This window comes from Bacillus sp. ISL-18 (assembly GCF_018613415.1).
Classification (GTDB): domain Bacteria; phylum Bacillota; class Bacilli; order Bacillales; family Cytobacillaceae; genus Neobacillus.
In genome coordinates this window covers 1-25732 of sequence record NZ_JAGGQG010000025.1, presented here as the reverse complement: position 1 = coordinate 25732, position 25732 = coordinate 1, and the positions used below count along the sequence as shown (strand labels likewise).

Here is a 25732-nt window from a genome sequence, read left to right as displayed (position 1 = left end):
CGAAATGATGCAAAGGTATAAGTCGATTATTTCTTATGATGGGTCAGGATTTTTTGGTTACCAAGTACAGCCAAAGAAACGAACCGTTCAATATGAACTAGAAACTGCCTTAGCCAAGATGCATAAAGGAGAACCTATTAAAGTTTTTGCATCAGGTAGAACGGATGCGGGAGTTCATGCAAAGGGACAAGTTATTCATTTTGATTCTCCACTTCCAATTTCGGAGGAAAGATGGCAAATAGCTCTTAATTCGTTGCTGCCGGAGGATCTATCTGTTCTTTCGGTTATAAAAGCAGATTCCTCGTTTCATGCCCGTTTTGATACGATTGGAAAAGAATATCGCTATGTTCTGCAGCTTTCGAAAATGAGGGATCCTTTTCAACGGAATTTCTCTGTTCTGTACCCGTATGATTTAAATATAGAGGCCATGAAGGAAGCTAGCCGCACTTTCATTGGTACCCATGATTTTACTAGTTTTTGCTCAGCAAAGACAGAAGTTGAGGATAGAGTCCGGACCATTGAAACAATTGATTTTCTACAAAACGAAGATTTTCTGACACTGCGTTTTGTGGGCAATGGATTTTTATATAATATGGTTCGTATCCTGACAGGAACGTTATTGGAAGTGGGCAGTGGAAAGCTGAGACCGGAAGAAATCGCGGATATTTTGGTTAAAAAGGACCGCCGCTTTGCCGGAAAAACGGCTCCAGCCCAGGGTCTTTATCTTTGGAAAGTATTTTATGAATAAAATTTCTAAAACAACCTTTCCTGGTGTAACATTTTCTTGACATTTAGACCTGTAGTATTTATTATATTAGATGTGCGTGTTTTTAATCCCACGATTAAGCCCCGGAAAGTCTTCATCGTGATTGAAAATATATGATTTGAAAATGACTGCACGAGGATATCAGCTGTTTATTCCCGGAACAGAATCGAACGCTGATAGCTTTAAAAGTGCGAAAATAATAATCTTTAATGGATTTAATAGGAGGGAAACTCATGCGTTCAACGTTTATGGCAAATGCCAACAATATCGAGCGTAAATGGTATGTGATTGATGCAGAAGGCAAAACTCTTGGTCGTCTTGCTTCTGAAGTAGCTTCAATCTTACGCGGTAAAAACAAACCAACTTTTACACCACATGTTGACACTGGTGATAATGTAATTATTCTTAACGCTTCTAAAGTAGAACTAACTGGTAAGAAATTAACTGACAAGATTTACTACCGTCACACAATGCATCCAGGTGGTTTAAAAACTAGAACTGCTCTTGAAATGCGTACGAACTATGCAGAGAGAATGATCGAGCTAGCAGTTAAAGGCATGCTTCCAAAGAATTCTCTAGGACGCGCAATGTTCAAAAAATTACACGTGTATGCTGGCAGTGAGCATCCACACCAAGCACAAAAACCTGAAGTTTACGAACTTCGCGGTTAATTTAGAAGGAGGGACAAAAACTATGGCACAAGTTCAATATATCGGTACTGGTCGTCGTAAGAGCTCTGTCGCACGCGTGCGCTTAGTTCCAGGCACAGGTAAAATTGTAGTTAATGGTCGTGAAATCGAAGATTATATCCCATTTGAAGCATTACGTGTTGTTGTAAGACAACCTCTAGTTGCAACTGAAACAGTTGGCAGCTATGATGTTCTTGTAAACGTAAGCGGCGGTGGATACACTGGTCAAGCTGGCGCAATCCGCCACGGTATTGCTCGTGCATTACTTCAAGCTGACCCAGAGTTCCGTCCATCATTAAAGCGCGCAGGTTTATTAACTCGTGATGCACGTATGAAAGAGCGTAAGAAATACGGTCTTAAAGGTGCTCGTCGTGCGCCTCAGTTCTCAAAACGTTAATTTTTGCGGAACTACAGAAACTCTCAACCTTTTGGTTGGGGGTTTTTTTTTACAAATAAAAACCCCCGGCATGGCCTAGGGATCTAATAGTATATTTTTTTGCTATTTTTTAATTTGGAAATTAATTGTCCACTGTCCTTTTTGATTTAGAATTGCATCTGTACTAAGTGCCGCAGTTGAGGTTGCAGGTATATATTGCGGCAAGTTTACTCTGACTGCACCTAGATATTTCTGGCTGCTTATTTTTTTATGATTGGCATCCATTCCTTGAAGACGATTATCTGCAATAGAGATTTCCGGATTTTTTAACAGCCCTTTCACATTTTCATCCATCAAATTACCTGTTTTTGTTTCTACGGTATAATACAAAATCATCTCTTGACCATAGTTTGTGATAGCATAGTTTGTAATCGTAAGTTTGATCCCGCCATTTTCCGCTGTACCGATTGTTTTTTCCTGTGCAGCCAACGCGCTTTGAGTGGAAGGCCATGTTCCCCCAATGAGAAAGAAAAGTAATAAGACAAACCCACCCAAACATTTCGCCGTTTTTAAGAAAATCTTCATTTAATCACCATCCTAAGATTTTTAGTTCATTTCAACTATAGATTGTCTCCACATTTGGTAAATATTCCTCATCCACTATTGTTAAAAATATTAACTGATTTTAAATGGTTTTTTGCATAAATAAGGAATCCTTTACTCAATATAGAAAAAAGAGTGAGGACCAATAAAGCAGGGTTCTCCCCGGATTGGAAAATTCAGAGCATCCAAAAATTGAGGCAATCACTCTGAACTTATACACATAAGGAGGGTCTTTTTTTTGATTCGTTATTTAAAAGCAATATTCGCAGCTTTATTGGCGGTAGTATTAATTGTTGGCTGTCAGCAGCAGAAACCTGCAAAAAAACAGGACACTGCCAAAAAACAAACGACCAGTTCCAAAAAGGATACCGGTTTCCCACTTTGGGGGTATGACTTACAACAATCTCGGCATGTCCCTTATAACAAGATTACAAAAGACAATGTGAAGGATTTAGGGATTGTCTGGCAGGCAGATTTGGCAAATTGGAATAAGAAGATTCCTAATGCTTCGGAGGATTTTCCAGTAGTGAAAGATGGTGTCATGTATGTCACGACCTCAATGAACCGAGTGTTTGCCATGGATGCCTCAAATGGGAAGAAAATTTGGCAATGGACGCCGCCAAAGGATGTTCTTGACCATCTTGACCATGCGGATCTAAGCCTTTTAGAGGTTGTTGCCAGCCGGGGTGTGGCTGTTGCGGATGGCAATGTGTTTGTCCTAATTGCGGATAATCGCTTAGCCAAACTTAACGCGAAAGACGGAAAATTGATTAAAATGATCAACCTTTGGGATACAATACCAGGAGCTAAGCTTGAAAACCGATATTATGAAACAATGGCTCCGATGTACTATAAAGGAAACGTCTATGTGGGAAGCAGCGGCGGTGACAATGGTATTCGCGGCTTTGTGATGGCCTATAAAGCAAGTGACCTGACGCCAGCCTGGGATGGACCATTCTGGACAGTCCCTGAGAAGGGGGAAGGTTGGGTAAAGGGCAATTATACAGGAGGCGGAGCCGTCTGGGGACAGATTGCTTTTGACCCGGATTCTGACGTGATGTATTTTGGCACGGGTAACCCTGCTCCTGACTTTTTTAAGAAAATTCGTCCAGGTAAAAACCCTTATACGGACTCGGTCGTTGCTCTTGAAAGTAAAACAGGCAAATTGATTTGGGCAAATTCGGAAATGGATGAGGAGGACGAATGGGATTATGATGCGACCTCAACTCCGATGATCCTGAATGCTACGGTCAACAACAAAAAGCAAAAAATTGTTGTACACGGCGGAAAGAACGGAAAATGGTTTGCGTGGGATGCCAAAACAGGCGATACCATCTATAATGGCGTTCCATTTGTCAAAATCCAGCACACCACACAGCCGACGGATCCAAATAAACCGGCGATGCAATGGCCGGGAGCGGAAGGCGGACAAAACTATGCTCCGGAAACCTATGATCCTAAAACCAATTATGTATTGATTCCTGGTATTAATAAGCCATCTTTAGAGTCTGCAGCGAAAGATGAAAAGGAACTGGAGGCAAAAAATGGTTTATTCCCAGGAACTGCGATTACGTTGGCGCCAAAAGGCGAAGACATATCTGGTACCATTACCGCCATTGATGTGAATACCGGCAAGCATGCCTATCAGCTTAAGACGAAACAACCAATGCGCGGTGGTTTTACAAGTACGACTACAGGACTTGCTTTTTACGGCGAATTGGATGGAACGGTAAGTGCTCTTGATATTAAAACTGGAAAAGTCTTATGGAACATGAAAACTGGCGGAGCTCAGATTATGATGGCGCCGGCGATTTATATGGATGGCGGCAAACAATACGTTACGTTTGTTACTGGAACAAAGGTGGTAACCTACGGATTGGGAGGGGATAAAACAATAACCCCTGCAAAAGATCCGGGCGGTGCAGATCCTGAAGGTCAAGGAAAAACGGATACCGCCAATCATGGCAGCCATGGGAATAAAGAAAAAGATAAGAAGCAGCCGGCTGCTATGAATGCTGAAGTCCTTTACAAAAAGAGCTGTATGTCCTGTCATGGTGGAAATCTTGAGGGAGGTGCAGGTCCTGACTTAAGACATGTTGGAGTATCCATGTCTGAGGAGGAGATATTAAATCAAATCATTAACGGAGGCGGACGTATGCCAGGAGGTCTTGTTGGTAAGGACGAGGCTGAAGTATTGGCAAAATGGCTGTCTCAGAAGAAGTAATTTAATTTGAAGCAAGAAAACCTGAGTTTACGGACTCAGGTTTTTTTTATGATACTTTGCTTCGAAGCTTGTCCTTTTTTGCAGTATTTTGCAAAATACAGGCACATTTGGACAACCCCAAGTTGAAATTTTAGTTATTTTGGTGTTTCCGCTGACATAAGATTGTTTTGAAAGGTAATATCAGACACTCCTTTAAAAAATAATCATTATTGAAAGTGTCAAGAAAGGGGGGAATCACATGTGGTTAAAGCCTGAGTACGAAATAATCAACACTTCTTGCGAGGTGACGATGTATTCCTACATCGCAAAATAGTGGAGACTGCTTGCCTCTTGTTCATGATTTTAATCAAAAAACGGAGGGTGTGCATATGAATCGTTACTTAAAATCAGTAATTGGCGTGATGATCGGGGGTGCTACAGCAGGTGGGTGGCTGATTGTCGATCTCCTGCTTCCTGATCCAATAGGGGACTATTTGCTATATATCCTGATGGCTGTGGTGAATATGGCGATAGGGTGGCAGGTTGCAAGGTTTTTTGGAAAACCTCGGAATATAGAAAAAAATAATGCCCGCATAAAAGGGAAAGGACTGAAACCAAATTCGAATTAGAGTATTAGGAGCGGCGGCTGGAGGAGGCTTTCCGCAGTGGAACTGTGCCTGTCCCAACTGTCGGGCAGTCCGCTCAGGAAATGCTGAACTCCAGCCGTTATTACAATCTTCGCTTGCGGTAACTGCCAATGAAAAGGACTGGTACCTCATCAATGCAGGTCCGGATATTCTCAGGCAAATTGAATCGTTTGATTCACTCAATGCAGGTCCAGGCATAAGGGAGACCCCTCTTGCGGGTGTTCTTTTAACGGATGCGGAGCTCGACCATACGCTCGGGCTATTGTCACTGCGGGAGGGCTCCAGTCTGACGATTTATGGGACCAAGATGGTACGAAGCTGCTTGCACTCCGCTTTTCCGGTGTTTCCAATGCTAAAAAACTATTGTTCATGGGAATGGCAGTATCTTGATCCAGGAATTCGGCAAAGGGTGGGACCATTACTTGAAGGAACAGGAGAAACCATCACCGTTGAGCCGGTTCCCGTTTCGAAAAAACCGCCGCTCTATGCCAAGGCAACCCAGGAGCTGAATGGTCAAGAAGAGATTTGGGAGGTTGGACTGGTTCTTCATAATGAGGATTCGGGCAGGTGTCTTGCTTACTTTCCTACATTAGAAAAGATCACTCCGGCTATAGAGGCGTGTTTAAAGAAAGCCGATATTCTGATGGTAGATGGAACCTTTTGGTCGGAAGATGAATTAACCGGGTTAGGAGCAGCTGCTCGTGACGCAAGAAGCATGGGCCACTTACCGATTAGCGGACCCTCAGGCACCTTGGAGTTATTAGCTTCTCTCCCGGCAGAGAGAAAAATCCTAATCCACATTAACAACAGCAACCCTATTTTGAAAAAGGGCTCAGTGGAGAGGAATACATTAGAGCGGCTTGGAATTGAAGTCGCCTATGATGGCATGGAAATGGAGGTGTGATGATGCTGGAGCAAAAAGGGTTCATCAACCGTAATAAAAAAAGAGAAGAGCTTTGGTCGGCGGATGAATTCACGGAGCGGCTAAGGAATGTAGGGCGTTCTTCTTATCATGACAAACATCCATTTCATATCGTAATGCACCAAGGAAACTTAACCAAAGAACAGATCTGCGGCTGGGTGGCCAACCGATACTACTACCAGAAGTCAGTCCCAATTAAAGATGCAGCCATTCTGTCCAATCTGCCGTCAAGGGAACTGAGACGGGAGTGGATTGGCCGCATTCTTGATCATGACGGAAGGCCTGGTGAAGATGGCGGTATTGAAGCATGGCTGCAGCTGGGAGAAGCGGTAGGATTATCTCGGGAAGAAGTCATACGGGAAGAGCATGTGGTCCCGGGTGTTCGATTTGCGGTGGATGCCTATGTGAACTTTGCCCGGACAAAGCCGTGGATTGAAGCGGTTGCCTCAAGTTTGACGGAATTGTTTTCGCCTGACCTTATCTCAAAAAGGATAAAAGTTTTTGAGCAGCTGTATCCTTGGATTGACCGTTCAGGGCTTGATTACTTTCAAAGCCGTTTGACTCAGGCACCTTGTGATTCGGATGTGGCCCTCAGACTTGTTTTAACCCAATGTCGAACACCAGAAGCACAGCAGCGGGCTGTCAACGCATTAAGGTTCAAATGTGATGTATTATGGGCACAGCTTGATGCGATTGAAAAGGCTTATCCCCCTAAACCGTGAACTGGGAAGAATAAATGATTGGTGGTGGAGTCTATTTTTGTAGCTGGCAGTCTTCCAAAAATCGCTGCAAAGGCGCGATTAAAATTTGATAAGGTGAGAGAAAAACATCTCCTTTTGCTGCCGGAAAAGGTTGTAGTCCTAAACGAAACTGCAGCGTCGATCCTTCGTTTATGTGACGGGAGCCGGACCGTAAACACCATCACTGAATACATCAGGAATTCTCTAATGGCAGGCTCAGAAACAGGTAGTTCGGGTGCTGTGCCCGAATTGAAAACAATGGAGGCTGACATTTCCGAATTTTTACTGGAGATGGCGGATCAGGGATGGGTGGTGATTCAGCATGAAGACGCAGAGCCATAGTGCCGTTCAACCCCCTTATTCGCTGCTTGCTGAATTAACCCATCGCTGTCCTTTGCATTGTCCGTATTGTTCAAACCCTATTGAAATGGCAAAGGAAGCTAAGGAACTTTCAACGGAGGAATGGAGACGGGTCTTGTCCGAGGCCGCCGAATTGGGAGTAGTGGAAGTTCATTTTTCTGGCGGCGAACCGCTTTTTCGGGATGACCTGGAAGCCCTTATCAGCCACGCTGCTGGATTAGAGATGTATGTCAATCTCATTACAAGCGGCATTGGCTTAACAGCGGAAAAAGCGATTCGGCTAAAGGAAGCCGGTTTAGCCAATGTGCAGGTGAGCTTTCAAGCAGCAGAAGCGAAACTTTCCGATCGGATTGGCGGATACAAAGCCTTTGAGAAAAAACGGGAAGCGGTCACTGCTGTAAAACAGGCAGAACTGCATTTGTCATTAAATGTGGTGTTACACCGAATGAATCTTGATCAGGTGGGGGAAATCATTCAGCTTGCGGAAGAACTGGGAGCCGAGCGGTTGGAGCTGGCGAACACCCAGTATTATAACTGGGCACTGCTGAATCGGGAGAAACTTCTGCCAAGCAGGGACCAGATTGAGCGTGCAAGTGCAGTCTATGAAGCCGCTATAGCAAGACTGAAGCGGAAGATGGAAATTATTTGGGTTATTCCTGATTATTATGCATCTGCACCCAAGCCTTGCATGGGGGGATGGGGAGCTATTGGTCTAACGGTAGCTCCGAATGGAACTGCCCTTCCGTGTCCAACCGCCGGGATTATAAAAGAATTATCTTTTGAAAATGTCCGTGAGTCTTCGTTAGAATTTATTTGGTATGAATCAGAATCTTTTAACTGTTTCCGGGGGGAAGAATCGATGCCCAAAGCTTGTCTCAGCTGTGATTTTAGGCAGCAGGATGGAGGAGGGTGCCGCTGTCAGGCTTTTGCCTTAACGGGAGATGCCTATGCGGTGGACCCAGTCTGCCAATGGGCACCAGAACATCATTTAATTGAAAAAGCTGTACAGGAGGCCAACAGCAAATCGGTTGAATCATCATCCCCCCTAATCTATCGGAGATATTCTCAGGAAAGATCTGCAATAGAACGGTTATTAAAAAAATAGGCGTTGCCAAAGTGGTGCTGCAGGGGACACGTACATACCCTTTAGCACCATTTTTTTTCGGCTGTGTTCAACTTTAAGTCCCTTCCATTTACCTGCCATATCGAATCAATCCCTCTCCACACCTAAGCTTATCCCTCTATTTACCATAAATCCCTTGTAAACATGTCATTCCATGGTTAACTTTGTTTGTTTATACCTATGAATAAATGAAATTGAGAATTGGCACCCTTTTAAGTAGAAACCTGGTAACCTAAAAATTACCTATAAATTGAAAGGGTAGTGATTAAAGTGAAATTTACAGGAATTGGTCAAATTCATCCGGTGGTCAAGCGGCTCATGCTGGTAAATTTTGTTCGCAGTATTGGACAAGGCATGATGGTAGTGGAATTGGCTTTATATCTCGATTCACTGGGATGGAGCACGGCAGCGATTGGGAGTGTGCTTGCTGCAGGAGGATTGCTTGGTGTTGTACTTGCACCTTTTATAGGTGTGTATAGTGACAGGCTTGGCCGAAAACCGTTTGTCCTTATTTCTGAACTAGTTACCGCCGGATGTGCACTGGTCGGGGTATTAACCACTAACCCTATTTTATTGTCTATTGCCATTACACTTTCCGGGTTTGGAAAAGCAGACGCGGGTTCACCCAGTCCAAGCGCCCCTGCGGAGCAGGCCTGGCTTGCATCCTTTGTCCCAACAGCAGAACGAGGCAAAGTATACAGTTTGAATAATGCCCTCAGTTTTTTCGGAATGGGGGCGGGAGCAGTGCTAGCGGGGGCTGCTGCATCCTTTTTGAAGACTGGAGTATCTCCTAATCGCCTTCTATTCTGCTATATTCTCGTTGCATCAATGATCACAGCCTACATCATTTTAACCATTCAAGGAGGAGAAGGCGAAAACTGCCAAGGAGACAAAAAAGAGGGACGGAGGAATGAAGAAAAGAAAATCTTGCAGGAAGAAAATGCAGCGGTATACAAGCTTGCAGCCATTAACATCCTTAATGGAATTGCCATCGGGCTGACCGGGCCAATGATGTCCTATTGGTTTTCGGCTAAATTTGGGGCAAGCCCTGCTCAAATTGGCAGCACATTGGCGATTACATTTTTCACGACCGGAGCTACCTCCATTTTACAAGCAAGATTATCTCATAATCATGGGACAATCCGGTCCATTGTTTTCATCCGTTTTATCGGAAGTCTGCTTTTAATTCTGATGCCCCTACTATCATCATATGCACTCGTTTCTGTCATTTATATACTTCGAACGGCTTTAAATCGAGGTACGCAGGGGGCACAGCAGGCACTGAGTGTGAGTTTAACACGTAACCAGCGGAGCGGCTTTGCGTCAAGTATCAATCTTTTTTCAATGAAGCTGCCCACCTCAATTGGACCGTATATTACAGGCTATCTTTTTGGATTGGGCTCCCTGTCCCTGCCCTTTTACATAGCCTCATGTCTACAACTCAGTTTTGCTTATTTATACGGCAGGATTTTTTCTACATACGATATTCGCATGAAATCGCATGCTTCATCGGGTTGAGAGTTTTAGAGTTAAAATCCTGCGGACATTCCAAGACTTTCAACCACTAAGTTGAGGTCTTTTTTTTGTGCCCAAGGGATATACACTTGCCTATTTTTTGTTTGACTAGAAAACAGTGATTTAGACTAATGTACCTTTCACAGTAGTATTTTTATAATGTCCTCTTCATTTATCTTCTGCAAACAAGCAGCATTCCTTTAGATCTTCAAAGTAAAATAGGCTTTTACATTAGTAACAACGCCCCAGAAAAAACCATATTTTGTTGAAGAGAGTACATCAGTACCAAAAATTTCTTTTACACAAAATTGACAAATTATCTTACTCTCTTTTCAGGTTTCTATTGCACATGGTCATTAAATACAAAGGGGAGGAATAAAAGTGCAAAATTTTCATAATGAGCTGCAAGGGTTGGCAATGGACCCTTATCAAACGGGTGAGTTAGTTTCATACGCTCCACAATTCCAGGATGAGCGTATGTGGGGTCGCTGTGGAGGCTTTCGTTGCGGTGGCTTCCGATGTGGCGGCTTCCGATGCGGCGGCTGTTTCGGTTGCGGCGGCTGTTTCGGCTGCGGCGGCTGCGGCGGCTTTGGTTGTGTCGGCATTGGCTTTGGTTGCTTTGGCTTTGGTATTGGTTTTATTTAATCTTGCCTATGGGGAATTACAAAAGAAGAGGTTATTTTATAAAGAAAGTGCTCCTGCTCCGACTTGTGTCGCAGGGGCACTTCTTTACTATGTTATCATATTGGACAAAAAATCGTACATAAACTGATAGTGCATAGGTTGTAACGACAAGGAATAAGGAGGCGCTGAATGACAAAACTTACCTCGTCCTCACGATTGAAGGCCAAAAGGGATACGTTTTTTCTCCCGGATCAAAAAGGGGGTGTCTATTTTAGAAATAACGTAAGTTCCTTCCGAATCGAAGGCAGAACCATTTATCAATGGATTGAGAAGCTGCTGCCGATGTTTAATGGAGAGCAAACATTGGGAGATTTGACGGAGGGGTTAACGGGAGCGTACCGTGACAGGGTATATGAAATCGGAGAAACGTTGTACAAGAATGGTTTTGTTCGAGATGTAAGCAAGGATCTACCCCATCAATTAAATCGTCGAGTCCTAGAAAAGTATGCTTCACAAATTGAATTTATCGAGAATTTCTCCGAATCAGGTGCATACCATTTTCAAAAGTATCGTCAGGCAAATGTCCTGGCTGTGGGCTCTGGACCCTTCCTAGTATCACTGGTTTCTGCATTAATGGATTCGGGGCTGCCCAAATTAAATGTTATGGTCACAGAAGCAGTTCCCACCAATAGTCTGCGCCTTAATTTACATGTGGAGAATGCGAGGAAAATAGATTCCGATATCGAGTTGGTGGAAGTACCCTATCCGAAAGAGGCAGGAAAAAAGGTTTGGAAAGACGCTGTGCAGCCCTATGATTGGATTCTGTATGTCTCTCCGGATGGAGATATAAATGAATTAAGGAATCTGAATCAAATTTGCAAAGAAGATAAGAAGGCATTTCTTCCTGCCATCTATTTAGATGGAGTTGGATACTCTGGCCCGTTAACCCATCCAGAATCAGAGGGATGCTTTGAGTCTGCATGGCGCAGAATCCATCAATCTGCCGTACAAGCAAATAGGGAGCCTCTGGCCTTCTCCTCCACTTCAGCTGCTGTTTTGGCCAATGTCTCTGCGTTTGAATTTTTCAAGAGGGTTACAGGGATAGCAGATTCAAATCAAAGTAATCAAATTTTCATGCTTAATCATGAAACGCTGGAAGGAGACTGGCTTTCATTCATTCCACATCCATCGATCATGTCTATAAAGCAAACACCTGAACAGGTTGTAGATCTTGAATTAAAACTTAAACAAGAATCAGACAGGGATGAACAGCAAGAATTGCTTTTGGAATACTTCAGCCGCTTAACCTCAAAAGAGATAGGTATTTTTCATACCTGGGAGGAACGGAATTTGTTACAGCTTCCTCTATCCCAATGCTATATTCAGGCTGTTGACCCAGTGTCAGAGGGACCGGCAAAACTGCTGCCGGAAATGATCTGTTCGGGGCTGACACATGAAGAAGCAAGAAGGAATGCCGGTCTAAAGGGCATTGAAATGTATGTTTCCAAAATGATCACTTCCTATGGTTCTGGCTTCCTTAATCGGACAGATAAAGTGGGTGTTCATCTTCCAGAAGGGTTTCTTGGCATCGGTGCAGGAGAAACAACCGCAGAAGCTGTTTGCCGGGGGCTGCAAGCCTATCTAGATGAAACATTGAAAAAAAGTCAGGAAAACCACCTCAATAAGGTTTTTCGTGTGTCAATTGGAGCCATAGAGGATAAACGATGCAGGTTTTATTTAAATGCCCTGATCACCTTGAACGGTGCACCGACCATTGGTTTAAAAGAAGATGTACTAGGCTTCCCGATTGTATCGGTAAGATCAAAAGGCTATTGGTACACAGGGACAGGTCTAAACACAACATTGGCCTTACAAAATACATTGCAGCAAGCATTATTGGACGCTCAAAATCGAGTATATTCTGTCGTTAGGCAAGAGGGTGAGTCGATGATCTATCTAGAAAAAGAGGAAAGCAAACTCGAAATCACCTCTTGTGATGACATGACACCATTAGCGCTCTTACAATCTTCGATACAGGTCCTTAATCGAAACGGCAAAAAGTTAGTTGTCTATGACCTCGCGATAGAGCCTTTTTTAAAACAAGAGCTGGCAGGGGTATATGGTGTGCAGGTACGAGAGGGGGATTTCTAATGACTGCCCATATTCTCATTACCGGAGAAGGCTTATTAGCGGATTATGTCTCGGAGCAATTGTCACCCAGCCATCACATAAGACGTCAAGCCCTTTTCAAGGAGATTCCCGAAGAAACAGAATTAGCCCTAGTGCTTAGCGATGCTTGGCCTCCATCCATCCATCAACAAGCAGAAGAGAGATTTAGGTCCTCTGGTATCCTTTGGCTTCGAGGTTTTGTTTCATTTGGTGAGGGGGTCATTGGTCCATTAGTACGGCCCGACAAACCGGGATGTTCTCTCTGTGCTGATAAACGACGCTTGATAGCCGGCCCTGACCGCCTTGAAATGTGGGAGATTAACAGAAGATTAGCTAGTGGGGCGGGGGGCCAGCGTGATGCATGGGCTTCAAGGACGGGACTATCGCAAATGGCAAACTTTATCAGTAATGAAGTGAAGAAGGTTCTTCAAGGAGAGTCCACTCCCTTAGAAGGAAGGATGTTCATTACCAACCTGAGAACGTTAACAATCTCTAGTCACGTTTTCTTGCCTGATCCGTTGTGCCCGATTTGCAGTCCGTTACCTGAAGACACACCAGAATTAGCTCAAATTAGGTTGGAGTCCAGCCCTAAATTAAATGGTACTGGTTATCGCTGCCGTTCGATGGATGAATTGAAAACAGTGTTGGTCGAGGACTATCTAGATGAACGTACGGGCATCATGAATGGAAAAATGGAGGATCTCAGGCTGCCATTTGCTGATGTTTTGGTTAACATGCCGTTGTTTGGGGCTGACGAGGGGGTAGCTGGCCGTTCTAATTCTTATGAAATAAGTGAGTTAACGGCCATTTTGGAGGGATTGGAGCGATATTGCGGAATCGAGCCCCAAGGAAAAGCTAAGAAAGTTCGTGATAGTTACCGCCATTTAAAGGATTTCGCATTGAATCCGGCTAGAGTCGGTTTACATGCTCAGGAACAATATGCAAAGATGCAATTTCCGTTTAAACCGTTTCATCCTGATGCCCCCATGAATTGGGTCTGGGGTTATTCGTTTTTACAAGAACGTCCTATTCTGGTTCCGGAGCTACTCGCTTATTACAGTTTGGGCTTTAATGAGGAGGGGTTTGTTTATGAAACCTCCAACGGATGCGCATTAGGTGGAAGTATGGAGGAAGCGATATTCCACGGCATTATGGAAATCGTTGAGAGGGATTCCTTCTTGATAACGTGGTATGCACAGCTGCCGATCCCGCCTCTTGATCTCCGTTCAGCAAACGATAAAGAAATAGAGTTGATGGTTGATAGAATCCGTGAAGTTCAGGGGTATGACGTCTATTTTTACAATTCGACCATGGAACATGGAATTCCCAGTGTTTGGGCAGTGGCAAAAAACAGAGGATCAAGTGGGGTGAACCTTATTTGCGCGGCAGGGGCTAATCCTGATCCTGTAAGAGCGGTAAAAAGCGCGATTTACGAGCTGGCTGGAATGATGGTTAGGCATGACAAACTATTGGAGGAAAACCGGCAAAAATATGAGGAGATGCTAAAAGATCCATTTGCGGTCCGTAATATGGCGGACCATGGCCTGCTTTACGGTCTGCCGGAAGCGGAGGAACGGCTGAACTTTTTATTGCAGGATAATCGTCCATTACGAACGTTCGCGGAGGAATTCAAACAGCCTCCTGAGCATACCGATTTGAAGGATGATCTCCAGAATATTCTTGATCGGTTCCGACAATTAGACCTCGAGGTCATTGTGGTGGACCAAACCACTCCCATAACCAAACGGAACGGATTATTCTGTGTTAAGGTCTTGATTCCTGGGATGCTGCCGATGACATTCGGGCACCACCTCACCCGTGTTCGAGGGCTGGAAAGGGTCCTTCAAGTGCCGATGAAACTAGGGTTTACCAAACAGCCGTTAACGTATGAACAGCTTAATCCATATCCTCACCCATTCCCATAATGAAAAATAGGAGGTGTAAAAGTGGATCTTGAAACCTTTCTGCATCATCTTCACTTTGATACGGATAAGTCAGCTCCTCCCGATTGGCAAGTGGATTGGGAGGATGCACCACTTCCCTATAAACTCTACCGCGGCCTGCCGGAGATCTCACTATCTGGAGATGTTCCATTAACCCTCAAGGGAAGAGAATCTGATGCAAAACCTGCACTTGAGGAACTTGGCCATTTCTTATGGTATGTATATGGACTTACTCACTACGCTCAAACCGCCTTCATCGAGGACACTGATGAAAAAGCGGCTGTAAGTTATGCCCAGTTAGTACGAAGGTTTGTTCCCTCTGGAGGGGCACTGTACCCCAATGAATTATACGTGTATATAAAGCTTGAAGACGTACCAGTGGGAATTTACCATTACGATGTGGCACATCACCGCCTCCTTCTGTTGCGAGAAGGAAATCACGATTTTTACTTATCCAGAAGTCTAGGAAATAGCTGTGATCTGTCCGATTGTTTCTGCACGGTTTTTGTTTCAACCGTTTTTTGGAAAAACTTCTATAAATATAATAATTTTTCCTACCGGCTTCAAGGGTTAGACGCTGGTGTGTTAATAGGGCAAGCAGTAGAAGTGGCTAATCAGATGGGATTTTCTTCACGGGTATGCTACCAATTTCTTGATCGGTCGATCAATCATTTACTTGGGCTGGCTGAACAGGATGAAAGTGTATATGCCGTTCTCCCATTATCCACTAATCAGTCTATTAATTGTGTTTTCAAAAGTAATAATAGTGACGATAGTATTTCTGATACAGAATTGACCCAAGAAGTTCCAGTGCTGATACACGAGACCTATAATCGATCAAAGAGAGTCCTTGATTATCCGTTGCTGAGAATAATGAATGAAGAATCGTTGTTGGAAACAACGAATTCATTCGTCAAGATCAGAAACAATGATCGTATAAAATCTGATTTCGGTATGGAAGCAATCATGCTGCCATTTACCGAGCACTTTTCATACGATTTTGCATCCATTTGCCGGGAGCGGCATTCCCCTGATATGGATTTTATGATGAGGAAAGTCAGCCAAACGCACTTATCTACTTTGTTAAAAGAGACATTTTCCTTATCGTATCAGAATGATCTTAATGACACATACGGGCATGCTGAGAATCATGTCACAATGTATGGCAGTTTTTATAATGTGGAGGGAATTCCAAATGGTGCTTATGCCTATGACAAAAGTGCTCATGCACTGCGGAGAATAACCCAGGGGGATTTTCGAGAGCTTTTACAGTATGGGTTAACCATGCCCACTGTTAATCTGTTTCAAGTTCCTCTAGTCCTGCACCTTGTTGGAGACAAGGATCACTTTAAAAAGGAATTGGGATATCGAGGATACCGCATTCAACAAATGGAAGCGGGGATCCTCTTGCAAAGACTGCTTATAGTAGCGAGTGCATTAGGAATGGGGGGACATCCCCTATTAGGATTTAATGCGAACCAATCTGATGAACTTTACGGAATCGCTTCAAAGGAGAAAACAAGTCTAATCCAAGTCCCGGTTGGTCCTTATCGTCCCCGCGCCTGGTTAAAAGGGAGTTTGCTTAGCTAGGTAAGACTAGTTGTCATCTGTACAGGGTCTTCCTTTAATTTATAAAAGGATCTGTACGGATATATCCAAAGACTCTTAACCATATGGTTGGAGTCTTTTCTTGAGGCTTTGGATAACCTTTTTATGCTGGATCAATTTCCGTTGCTGCCGCCCCCTTCAGAAACTAAAATTAATCAATAACTCCTGATTCTGTAATCGTTACATTTGCATGAACGCTTACTTGTATATCCTTGTAATCTGTTTCCCACTTATTAAAATCGAAATGTCTTGTTTTGCTTTTAATAAAATGTCCGAATCCTACAGGGTCAAGGTTTTTTGCTTGAAATCTTTTGGTTAACCTTACACATTCGGATTCAATATTATTTTCTAATTTTCCCTCTATTTTTTTTAGTTTCTGGGGTGTTATCCGTAATCCTGAGTATTCATTTAAGATGGCCTTTACATTAATGTTGACCGTAACCTTGTAAGGATTTCTTGAAGAAAGACTCATTTTGTAATTCGAACGAATACTTTCAATGGCAGCAGCATCTTTACCAAGATCCACCTTTAACGTACCTCTACTGTATTTATCCACTAGCAGCTTAAAATAAAACATTTTGTCAGCTGGAATGGTATCGACGACATGCCCGTATCGAAAAAAGCTGAGACCGCTAATTTCAATGTCCTCCTTTCCCCACTTTTTTAAGCGGGGAAGATAAGGGGTCTTTCCTTTCTGATTAAAATCAAATAAAAAACGCTGAAGGTCTGTTTTGGGCACGTCTTTTGATTGCATATTATGGCGGATAAGATGGGATAGATAAATTGCATTGCCTCTTTCTCCATAGTTTCCATTCATCACAGACTTTGAATCTCCCTCTGTTACAGCTAAGTACAATCTTGCCCCTATGCTTGGGTCACGTTGAAAGGAGTCAATTAAGTCCAAAATTCCCTTTTCTTTTGCAAGCCGTTCACCAAAAAGGACCACTTTAAGGCTCCCTGCTACAAGTGGATCAGAAGATTGACGTTGTACATCTCTTAAAAAATCCCGGCTTAAATTTGAGGAAGATGAAAAGGTTTTGTTACTAACTGATTTATTCGATAAATAGATAGGAACTAATGCCGTCCCGTGAATTTTTCCGCCTATATAATCATAGGCAGCTCCAGTCTCTAGATTCACATCATCAACGATTTCCTTTTGGACACAACCCGCAAGAAAGGTTGAAAGGATAAGAAGAGCATTAAGAACTTTCACTTTTTTTCACCCTCTTTACAATCAACACAAGAACAAATAGAAAAGGAATATAGACATAGTCTAGGAAAAAGGAAACCATTCCTGTGTAGTCAAGGATGGTATTGATCTGCTCGCGTGTTTTTAAAAAATTTATTAAAATTAAAACCACTGCTGATAACAGAAGGACACCATGCTTCTGTTTCAGGCGGGTAACCCGTTTTAAAATCCGGCTTCCACACCAAAGGGCAATACAGATATTAGGCAGGATGATAATATTCCAATTAGCAATCCCAATGTATTCAAATCTCTCCACAAATGGCATCTCGACCACTTTCCAAATAGTCAAGGTAGCCCAGATATTTTTTTGGAGCTGGCCTTCAGAAAAATAGGAAAAGGTGGTAATGGTGATGACTGTATAGAGAATGGTGGTATATAGGACACCCAGGTGAGCCCATTTCTTAGACTTCTCGGGATCTTTGATATAAGGATAAAAAAATAAAAGTGTCTCATAGCCAAGATAGGTAAGTGACATTTGATAGGCTGCCTTAATCAAATCACTGATCGAGTGATCAAAGATTGGAAGTAAGTTTCTGAAATCGGAATAGGGGAAGGCAAAGAAAAAGGTGAAAATTAAATAGAATGGAAGAACCACTCCAAAAAAAGCTACCCCTGTAACGGTACGAAAGCCGCCAAATACGATATAGACAGCCAGCAGACAGAAAACGAAGGAATACCAAAATGTACTCATATCCTGAAACATCCAGACTTGAACCACTTCGATAAATGACCGGAGCAGGATTATAGCGACGCATAAAAAGTAGAGCACAAAAGGAAGTGAAAGGATTCGGCCCAATTTATCGCCAAAAACATAGGAATGGGCAGATATCAAATCGCCTTTTACGGTTCCAAGAATCTTATACATCATATAGAGAATGACATGAATGCTTAGTCCGGCTAAAATGACCGAAATCCATGCATCATATCCAGCTGTTAACGCAATAATACGCTGAAACCCTAAAACACCAATGCCTAGCTGTATGGTATGGACTAGAAAAAAAACCAAAAAGGGCGATATTTTTGCTTTTTCAGGTACTAAATGTTCCATAGACCCTCCTCCGCTTTACTCGTCAATGTCGCTTTTTTTAGAATAACGAACGGGATTTTTTGTCCTAAGTGCCTGTGGTCGTAAGGATTGTTTGTTAAATGGCAGTCTGATAAGAGAATCCTTAAGGTCTGTCCTTCTAGGCGGATATAAAGGTTCCAAAAAGGGCCTGTTTAAAGAGGTCAGCCGGATTAAATGGGTCATTAAAAAACAAAAGCACAGGACAATCCCCAGCAGCCCCCAGAGCTCGGCAAAAAACAAAAATGGAAATCGGAGCAGTCGAATGGCATTGCCCATTTTATAAACAGGGGTTGTAAAAGAGGCCAATGCTGCAAGAGCGACAATGATAAGTAGAACATTACTCGTTAATCCAGCCTCAACGGATGCCGTTCCAATTACAATACCGCCTACGATACCTATAGTTTGCCCTACCTTTGTAGGCAGACGGGCTCCTGCCTCTCTTAGGAGTTCAATGGTCAGCTCTAAGAAGAATGCTTCTAAAATAGGCGGAAGCGGTATATCTCTCCGGGAAGTAACCAGGGTGTTCATCAAGTCTGTCGGTATTAATTCATAATGATAGGATAATGTCGCTACATAAACAGGTGTTACCAAGATCGAAAATGCAACAGCAAAGAGCCGAATTAACCGGAAAAATGAAGCCAGCACCCAATTTAAAAAATAGTCCTCGAAGGAACTGAAAAATTCAACGAGTGTAGTAGGGGTAATCAAGGCATGCGGCGAACCATCTACGAATATGGCAATTTTCCCCTCAGCTAAAATAGACGTAACCCGGTCTGGCCGTTCCGTATCCAATAACTGTGGAAAGGGGGAATTTCGATTATCGCAAATTAACTGAACAATATAAGAGCTATCCGTAATTGCATCGAATTCTACATTTTTAAGCCGGTCCATTACGGTTTGGACGTTGGCAGGGTCAACGATGCCGTCCATATATAAAATCGATATCTTTGTTTTGGAAAGCGACCCAAGTGTCAGCTCTTCGACGATTAATTCCTTGACGGGAAGCCGCTTGCGAATAAGGTTTACATTTTGATCGATTGACTCAACAAAGGCCTCTTTTGGACCAATGACGCTGAACTCCACCTCGGGTGGTGAAATGCTTCGGACGAGTTCCTTTTGTGCAGCTAAAAATACATAATGATGGCGGTCAGAATCCAACGTCAAAAGGACATAGCCAGTGAACAACTTCTGTTCAATCTCATTTGGATCGGTACTAATTTGGACATCGGCGAGAGCTATAATTTTCTTTACATCCTCAATTTTTTCAAAGGGTTTCTCCAATAAATAGGGAAGAGCGTTCTCCTGTAAAATGCTCTCATCAATAAGGGTTGAAATGAACCAAATAGAAAACTGTTTATTCGTCGGTACGTTGATATAAGAGATCTTTTTAAAATCCTTTGACCGCTTGAGGAACTTCTCCAATTCCTCTCTTTCATGTTGTTGATTATTTTTTGAGAACCAGCCCATGTTTACTCTCACCCCTATTTAGCCTGATATTATCGTTTCCCTATATTGGAAGGATTATGAATAACAACGGTATACGCTTGTCTTAAAATAAAAATGTGCTTTTAAAAATTGGAAATCATGACTTTGCATTTCTTAGACCTAAGGGATAAAGAATAGTCCTAAGAGGTGAAAAGTAGTGACTGTTATAACAACCTTTAAAGAAAAACGACGTGAAAAGCAGATTAAATATGAACGTTCCGTACTGCGGGATTTATCGATTAATACATTGAAGGAAAGAGTTAAACACTATTTCGGTTCCACGAGCCTTGCGACAAGCTTTGTGATGAATACAGGAATAGAGGAAGCCTGTTATGATGTCGCCTTAGAAGCATTTCTCTTGGGAGCAAAATTCAGTAAGTTTGGCTATTATGGTGAAAATGTAGAAGATGTACGCAAACGATGTTTTAAAGAAGAAAAACATCTAATTGATACGCTCTATAATTTCCTGCTTTACTGGGGAAATGGACAAGAAGGCACGATGAGTGAATCCCTTTACTATCTCTGCGAGCAATATATCATTGCCTGGTGGAATGAGGGGTATGAAAAAGGGCAGAGACGTCATAAGTTGAGATTACATTAAACGAGGTAAACCAAAAGCATCCTGCTGTGACTTACTGTGCGAGGCTTTATGAATGCTCAGTACACTGCTTTATGGATGCTTTTTACGGTTCTAAAACTTCCCCTTGTCCCATATAGTTAACTGAACAGGGACGAGCGGGAAGGAGGATATGGGTGGCAAAAGGCAGAATAAAAATTATTAGCTTTATTACAGGATTAATTGTGTTATTTTTTATACTACAGCATGATTTTAGTGAAAATAATTCATGGAAAACCTGGAACCTTCCTTTATCAGGAAAAATAATCTTGTTGGATGCTGGCCATGGCGGGCCGGATGGCGGGGCAGGAACGGGCCAAACGCTTGAAAAGGATATCGCTTTAGAAATCACCAAAAATGTTCGTGATTATCTACAAGGGCAGGGAGCTCTTGTAATCATGACAAGGGAAAAGGATGAGGATTTAGCTGATCCTGATACCAGGGGCTATAGCCGCAGGAAGGTAGAGGACCTTAAAAAAAGATTAAAAATGATAAATAATACCGACATTGATTTGTTTGTCAGTATTCACTTAAATGCCATTCCTTCTTCAAGATGGAGCGGTGCCCAGACCTTTTATGCTCCACAACATAAGGAAAACGCTCGAGCAGCAAAATTTATCCAGGAAGAGCTCCGCAGGAATCTTGAAAACACCGAACGGAAGGCTAAGCCGATCAATCAAGTGTATATCTTAAAGAATGCCAAAAAACCAGGTGTCCTAGTAGAAGTAGGTTTCCTCTCTAACCCAAGAGAGAAGGAGCTGTTAAAAAAGGAATCCTATCAAGAAAAAGTGTCCGCATCGATCAATAACGGCATTCTGCGCTACTTTACGAATGAAAAAGAATTAAAAGAAACAGATTAAGGAGGATGGAAGCATCTTCCGTTTTTTTATGGTAAATAGTTACGAAACAGTGATTGAATTAACTGTTTCTTGTTTAGGTTATGGTATACTGAAAATGGAAAAGAATTCATAGGTGAGGTGCATGTTATGTTAACAGAGAAAAAAGTCCGAGAAGTTCTGGGCGGCCTCAAAGAGCCCTTTTTACATAAAACATTAGCTGAATTAAATGCAATAGAGGAAATTAAAATTAAAGAAGAAAAGAACCATGTTAGTGTGAAGGTACTCATTGCTAAAACGGGTACAAGTGAACAGCTTCAGCTGCAAACACAAATTGTCAATGTGTTAAAGGAAGAAGGAGCGGCTACCGTGGGGATTCGATTTGCTGAATTGCCTGAAGAAGTATTGGCACAACACCGTAATGCAGAACCTGAGAACAATCAAACCCTTCTTAATTCTAAGGATACAACCTTCATTGCGATTGCAAGTGGAAAAGGGGGCGTTGGTAAATCTACAGTTTCCGTTAACCTGGCTGTGGCGCTAGCTCGTTTAGGCAAAAAGGTTGGACTAATTGACGCCGATATCTACGGATTTAGTGTGCCTGATATGATGGGCATAACGAATCGTCCTGTTGTGCGCGGCGAAAAAATCATTCCAGTTGAACGGTTTGGTGTACAAGTTATTTCAATGGGCTTCTTTGTAGAGGACAATGCCCCTATAATCTGGCGTGGACCGATGTTAGGAAAGATGCTGAATAGTTTCTTTAGTGAGGTAGAATGGGGAGAGCTTGATTATTTATTATTAGATCTGCCTCCTGGTACAGGGGACGTTGCATTAGACGTTCACACCATGCTGCCATCTTGTAAGGAAATTATTGTCACAACTCCACATCCGACCGCTGCTTTTGTAGCAGCACGCGCAGGTGCAATGGCACTGAAAACCGAGCATGAAGTACTGGGTGTTATTGAAAATATGGCCTACTTTGAAAGTAAGCTAACCGGAGAAAAGGAATATGTGTTTGGCCGTGGCGGCGGTGATAAACTGGCTGAAGAATTAAATACAGTCTTGCTTGGACGTTTGCCGCTGAACCAGCCTGATTGGAATGATGAAGATTTTGCCCCATCGGTTTATCAAGAAGATCATCAAATCGGAAAAATTTACTTAGAAATTGCTGAAAAAGTAACTGGCCTGCTGAAAAAATAAGAAAAAGAAGAGGCTTACCCAAAAGGTGGACGATGAATAATTTTTGCACACTATGTTGATTGGAGCGGAAGGCACGAAGACTCCTGCGGGAGTACGGGGCAGGGGAGACCCCGCAGGAGCGAAGCGACGAGGAGGCTCCCCGTACCGCCCGCGGAAAGCGAAGTGCCTGGAGCGGAAATCAACATACTAGTTTAATGTATAAAAACAAGAAGGTGCCCCTAAAAGTTATACTTTTGGGACACCTTCCTTTTTGTTATCTATGATTTTTTAGATGCTTCCTCAGCAGCCTTTAGCAGCAATTCCTGAATTTTAGCCTTATAAAGCGGACTATCAATTGTTTCTGTAATGACCTTTTGAAGGTGTTCCCGGTATTCCTTACTTTTGAGAGCATCAGCCATTTGTTTTTGAATTTCTGGCTCTTTAGAAACTTCAATCATCATGGCCCGATACTCAGGGTCATTCATTAATTCCTTTAATAAAGCTTTATTTTCGTTTTTCATACTTTTAGCTACACCTTTGGCAAACTTAGGATCGCTAAACGTTTTTTTCCAAAAATCAGTTGCTTTATCGGATGTAAGAGTTGTTTGGATGGTGTCAGCAACAACCTTTTGGTCCATGACAAGCTTCTCTTTCATTGCTTCGGATGTCATCACATCTTGAATTGCCTTCTTACCATCATCGGTTTTAAGAATATCAACCACCATTTTTTTGGTCTGATCATAGTCAGGTTGTACCGCCGCGTTGCTTAAATCATTACTAGAAGAACAGCTAGTCAGGAACAACAGAATGGGCAGGAGGAGCACCATACTTTTTCTTCTCATTTTAAAGCTCCTTTCACAAATAAATCCTTAATTTTAGGATGAGAAATTACAGCGAGATTATTCGCATGAAAAAATGAAATTATGGATTTTTCACATTTTGATTGGTACAATCAGTAGGGTAATCATTTTTTGTATGCTGGAGGTTTGATTAGTGACAAGCCGTAATTGGGTAAGACTATTTATGTCCACATTATTAGTTGGCGGGGTCACGACGGCTATTGTGGGTTTTATCATTCGCTGGGGAGAATTTCAGCCCTATTTTATTCATTTTAAAATTATCGATATTTTATCCACGTTAGTTTGGCTTATTGTTATGGGATTTCTGTTTAGTGTCATTAGCCAAATGGGCTTTTTTTCTTATTTAACGATCCACCGGTTTGGATTAGGGATATTTAAGTCCGTATCGCTCTGGAATTCTGTGCAAGTCGTTCTTATTCTGTTTGGTTTATTTGATTTAATCTACCTTCGTTATACGAACTTTGCTAAGCCTGGGGATTCCGTGCTTCCTTACTTGGGACCAGCCATTCTTCTTTTAGCTGTTTCCCTTGTTGTTGCCTGGTATAAAGTAAAGCAAACAAACCGAGGAGCTTTTATCCCGGCGTTATTTTTTATGGTTGTTGCTACATTAGTGGAATGGGTTCCGGTGCTTCGTGAGAATGAGAAGAATTGGTTCTATCTCATGATGATTTCTTTACTAGCATGTAATGCCTATCAAATTTTAATACTTCATAAATTAAACGCTCAATCCGAACAAGAGAGGCAAAAGCGAGCGGAGCAAACCATTCCGAAAACAAAAAACACAAACAAAAATAAAAAGATGACAAAAAAACCGTCCATGTAATATGGGCGGCTTTATTAGTTGAAATTCAAGTTAATTGATTTCCTTAGAATGGACCTCACCGTTAGCGATCATTTCTGAAATTGATACAAGTTTTAGTCCTTTCTGTCGAATATCAGCAAGAATCAGCGGCAGGGCTTTCGCTGTTTGTTTTGCTGAATCTGAGGCATGAAGTAGGACGATATCCCCATCCTCTGCTCTACTTACATTTTCCACAATTTTTTCAACGCCTGGATTTTGCCAATCCTTAGAGTCTACCTTCCAATGAACAACGGTATAACCATAACGCTTCGCTATTTTTAATGTACGTTCATCAAAATGACCTGTCGGTGCCCGTAAAAGCTTAACATTCTTTACGTTTAATTTAGTGAAGACTTCTTGGGCTTTGGAAATATCCTTCGCAATTTTAGCATCCTCTACATCAAGGTAATCAACATAATCATAGCCTAGAACCCCAATTTCGTAGCCATCTTTAACGATGCGGCTGACAAGGTCAGGGTGACGTTCGGCCCAGGAACCTGCTAGGAAAAAAGTTGCAGATTTAACATTCTCTTTTTTCAGCACATCTAAAATAGGTTCCGCTTTTTCATCCCCCCACCCAATATTAAACGTAAGGGCTAAATCTTTTTCACCCCGATAAATAGCATTTGTGCTGTCCTTTGTGGAAAACACAGGTATCTGGACTAAGTTTTCCAGGTAGAGAAACCATGCTGTAAAAAAAGCAGCAACGAGAATCAGTGATACATTTTTTAGAGCTTTTCCATTAAACACAAAAAAGAAATTCATTCTTCCCACCTCGTCCAATACATCCTTGTCTCAACCTATGCTTTGTTTTTTGATAATATGATTAAACTTTTTAATTATAAAATTTCTAAATTTGGAAAAGACTACTATAACTAATTATTTCGCTGGAGGTTTTTCAATGTTTGGGCTTCTAATAAGTGAGAAAGAAGTAAAAGAAATGGAATACCTTATTAAGAGAGAAATGGATGAAATTTTATTTGACTTAAAAGATGAACGAATTGACCATATTGTAAAAAGATCAATGGAAGAAAGATATAAGATTCTTTTTACTTTATTTAAGCGGGTTGCCTCTCCGCAAGAATGTTTTAAATACATACGAAGAGGCACAAAGGATCGGAAAAAGGGCTGAGATTTAAAAAATATAAAAAACACGTTGACATATAATTATTATCTTGTTATAGTAATAAACGTCGCTGCTGGTGGTAAAAAAATATCTTAAAAAAGATGTTGACTTTGCCAGCTACAGATGATATATTATAAAAGTCGCTTTTAGCGAATTGATAATTTGTTCTTTGAAAACTAAACA

26 protein-coding genes and 1 pseudogene are annotated in these 25732 nt (G+C 42.1%); 21 read left to right on the top strand and 6 right to left on the bottom strand.

Annotated elements, in window-relative coordinates; all coding sequences use genetic code 11:
- Nucleotides 1–7: 7 nt before the first annotated feature.
- From truA to rpsI, 3 genes are all read left to right on the top strand, one after another.
- Nucleotides 8–748, top strand: coding sequence for a tRNA pseudouridine(38-40) synthase TruA (truA, locus tag J7E81_RS26235; protein ID WP_215047060.1), 741 nt, complete (start codon nt 8–10; stop codon nt 746–748).
- Between the two features lie 251 nt (nt 749–999).
- Nucleotides 1000–1437: a 50S ribosomal protein L13 gene (rplM, locus tag J7E81_RS26230; protein WP_215047058.1), complete on the top strand. Its 438-nt coding sequence runs from the start codon at nt 1000–1002 to the stop codon at nt 1435–1437.
- Nucleotides 1438–1459: 22 nt separating this feature from the next.
- Nucleotides 1460–1852 (top strand): 30S ribosomal protein S9, encoded by a 393-nt coding sequence (gene rpsI / locus J7E81_RS26225; protein WP_215047056.1) that lies wholly within the window; start codon nt 1460–1462, stop codon nt 1850–1852.
- Nucleotides 1853–1954: 102 nt separating this feature from the next.
- Here the strand turns inward: rpsI and J7E81_RS26220 are convergent, their stop codons facing one another.
- Nucleotides 1955–2416, bottom strand: coding sequence for a hypothetical protein (locus J7E81_RS26220; protein WP_215047054.1), 462 nt, complete (start codon nt 2414–2416; stop codon nt 1955–1957).
- 256 nt (nt 2417–2672) lie between these two features.
- On the opposite strand from J7E81_RS26220, the gene J7E81_RS26215 reads away from it, so the two are divergent.
- The 13 genes and pseudogenes from J7E81_RS26215 (at nt 2673) to J7E81_RS26160 (ending at nt 16270) form a co-directional block, all read left to right on the top strand.
- A complete protein-coding gene (locus J7E81_RS26215) occupies nt 2673–4658 on the top strand; it encodes an outer membrane protein assembly factor BamB family protein (protein ID WP_215047052.1) in 1986 nt (661 codons plus the stop codon).
- Nucleotides 4659–4896: 238 nt separating this feature from the next.
- A complete protein-coding gene (gene pqqA, locus J7E81_RS31455) occupies nt 4897–4971 on the top strand; it encodes a pyrroloquinoline quinone precursor peptide PqqA (RefSeq protein ID WP_205182009.1) in 75 nt (24 codons plus the stop codon).
- 55 nt (nt 4972–5026) lie between these two features.
- Nucleotides 5027–5266 carry a hypothetical protein gene (locus J7E81_RS26205; RefSeq protein WP_215047050.1) on the top strand — a complete coding sequence of 80 codons (240 nt, stop codon included), beginning with the start codon at nt 5027–5029 and terminating at the stop codon, nt 5264–5266.
- A complete protein-coding gene (pqqB, locus tag J7E81_RS26200; protein ID WP_215047150.1) occupies nt 5256–6188 on the top strand; it encodes a pyrroloquinoline quinone biosynthesis protein PqqB in 933 nt (310 codons plus the stop codon). The genes J7E81_RS26205 and pqqB overlap by 11 nt, the downstream gene beginning before the upstream one ends.
- Nucleotides 6189–6190: 2 nt before the next feature.
- Nucleotides 6191–6928, top strand: coding sequence for a pyrroloquinoline-quinone synthase PqqC (pqqC, locus tag J7E81_RS26195; protein WP_215047048.1), 738 nt, complete (start codon nt 6191–6193; stop codon nt 6926–6928).
- A gap of 21 nt (nt 6929–6949) precedes the next feature.
- Nucleotides 6950–7288, top strand: coding sequence for a pyrroloquinoline quinone biosynthesis peptide chaperone PqqD (gene pqqD, locus J7E81_RS26190; RefSeq protein ID WP_308162291.1), 339 nt, complete (start codon nt 6950–6952; stop codon nt 7286–7288).
- Nucleotides 7269–8411 (top strand): pyrroloquinoline quinone biosynthesis protein PqqE, encoded by a 1143-nt coding sequence (pqqE, locus tag J7E81_RS26185; RefSeq protein WP_215047039.1) that lies wholly within the window; start codon nt 7269–7271, stop codon nt 8409–8411. The genes pqqD and pqqE overlap by 20 nt, the downstream gene beginning before the upstream one ends.
- 288 nt (nt 8412–8699) lie before the next feature.
- A complete protein-coding gene (locus tag J7E81_RS26180) occupies nt 8700–9947 on the top strand; it encodes an MFS transporter (protein WP_215047037.1) in 1248 nt (415 codons plus the stop codon).
- A 414-nt stretch (nt 9948–10361) separates the two neighbouring features.
- Nucleotides 10362–10460: pseudogene (locus J7E81_RS31175) on the top strand (hypothetical protein); the annotation flags it as partial.
- Between the two features lie 4 nt (nt 10461–10464).
- A complete protein-coding gene (locus tag J7E81_RS31170) occupies nt 10465–10716 on the top strand; it encodes a hypothetical protein (RefSeq protein ID WP_308162292.1) in 252 nt (83 codons plus the stop codon).
- A gap of 41 nt (nt 10717–10757) precedes the next feature.
- On the top strand, nt 10758–12719 hold the full coding sequence (locus tag J7E81_RS26170; RefSeq protein WP_215047034.1) for a putative thiazole-containing bacteriocin maturation protein: 1962 nt from the start codon (nt 10758–10760) through the stop codon (nt 12717–12719).
- Nucleotides 12719–14662: a TOMM precursor leader peptide-binding protein gene (locus J7E81_RS26165; protein WP_215047032.1), complete on the top strand. Its 1944-nt coding sequence runs from the start codon at nt 12719–12721 to the stop codon at nt 14660–14662. Before J7E81_RS26170 ends, J7E81_RS26165 begins: the two co-directional genes overlap by 1 nt.
- A gap of 21 nt (nt 14663–14683) precedes the next feature.
- Nucleotides 14684–16270: a SagB family peptide dehydrogenase gene (locus J7E81_RS26160; RefSeq protein WP_215047031.1), complete on the top strand. Its 1587-nt coding sequence runs from the start codon at nt 14684–14686 to the stop codon at nt 16268–16270.
- A gap of 169 nt (nt 16271–16439) precedes the next feature.
- Here J7E81_RS26160 and J7E81_RS26155 read toward each other — a convergent pair whose 3' ends face one another.
- Genes J7E81_RS26155 through J7E81_RS26145 form a run of 3 tightly spaced genes read right to left on the bottom strand, consistent with a single transcriptional unit; the run spans nt 16440 to nt 20070 of the window.
- Nucleotides 16440–17501 carry a Ger(x)C family spore germination protein gene (locus tag J7E81_RS26155; protein WP_215047029.1) on the bottom strand — a complete coding sequence of 354 codons (1062 nt, stop codon included), beginning with the start codon at nt 17499–17501 and terminating at the stop codon, nt 16440–16442.
- Nucleotides 17488–18585, bottom strand: coding sequence for a GerAB/ArcD/ProY family transporter (locus J7E81_RS26150; protein WP_215047027.1), 1098 nt, complete (start codon nt 18583–18585; stop codon nt 17488–17490). Before J7E81_RS26150 ends, J7E81_RS26155 begins: the two co-directional genes overlap by 14 nt.
- A 15-nt stretch (nt 18586–18600) precedes the next feature.
- Complete coding sequence (locus J7E81_RS26145; RefSeq protein WP_215047025.1) at nt 18601–20070, bottom strand: spore germination protein; 1470 nt, start codon at nt 20068–20070, stop codon at nt 18601–18603.
- 175 nt (nt 20071–20245) lie between these two features.
- Here J7E81_RS26145 and J7E81_RS26140 point away from each other — a divergent pair, with 175 nt between their 5' ends.
- From J7E81_RS26140 to J7E81_RS26130, 3 genes are all read left to right on the top strand, one after another.
- The gene (locus J7E81_RS26140; RefSeq protein ID WP_215047023.1) at nt 20246–20689 is read left to right on the top strand and encodes a YbaK family protein; all 444 of its coding nucleotides are present in this window, start codon (nt 20246–20248) and stop codon (nt 20687–20689) included.
- A gap of 152 nt (nt 20690–20841) precedes the next feature.
- Entirely contained in the window at nt 20842–21564 is a 723-nt protein-coding gene (gene cwlD, locus J7E81_RS26135; RefSeq protein WP_215047021.1) for an N-acetylmuramoyl-L-alanine amidase CwlD, read from the top strand.
- 126 nt (nt 21565–21690) lie between these two features.
- The gene (locus tag J7E81_RS26130) at nt 21691–22743 is read left to right on the top strand and encodes an Mrp/NBP35 family ATP-binding protein (RefSeq protein WP_215047019.1); all 1053 of its coding nucleotides are present in this window, start codon (nt 21691–21693) and stop codon (nt 22741–22743) included.
- A 257-nt stretch (nt 22744–23000) separates the two neighbouring features.
- On the opposite strand, the gene gerD is transcribed toward J7E81_RS26130, so the two are convergent.
- Nucleotides 23001–23564 carry a spore germination lipoprotein GerD gene (gene gerD / locus J7E81_RS26125; protein WP_215047017.1) on the bottom strand — a complete coding sequence of 188 codons (564 nt, stop codon included), beginning with the start codon at nt 23562–23564 and terminating at the stop codon, nt 23001–23003.
- A 151-nt stretch (nt 23565–23715) separates the two neighbouring features.
- Between gerD and J7E81_RS26120 the strand changes: the two genes are divergently transcribed.
- Nucleotides 23716–24405, top strand: a complete 690-nt coding sequence (locus J7E81_RS26120) for a KinB-signaling pathway activation protein (RefSeq protein WP_215047015.1) — start codon at nt 23716–23718, stop codon at nt 24403–24405.
- 30 nt (nt 24406–24435) lie between these two features.
- Here J7E81_RS26120 and pdaB read toward each other — a convergent pair whose 3' ends face one another.
- The gene (gene pdaB, locus J7E81_RS26115; protein ID WP_215047013.1) at nt 24436–25188 is read right to left on the bottom strand and encodes a polysaccharide deacetylase family sporulation protein PdaB; all 753 of its coding nucleotides are present in this window, start codon (nt 25186–25188) and stop codon (nt 24436–24438) included.
- 136 nt (nt 25189–25324) lie between these two features.
- On the opposite strand from pdaB, the gene J7E81_RS26110 reads away from it, so the two are divergent.
- A complete protein-coding gene (locus J7E81_RS26110; protein ID WP_215047011.1) occupies nt 25325–25555 on the top strand; it encodes a hypothetical protein in 231 nt (76 codons plus the stop codon).
- Nucleotides 25556–25732: the final 177 nt, after the last annotated feature.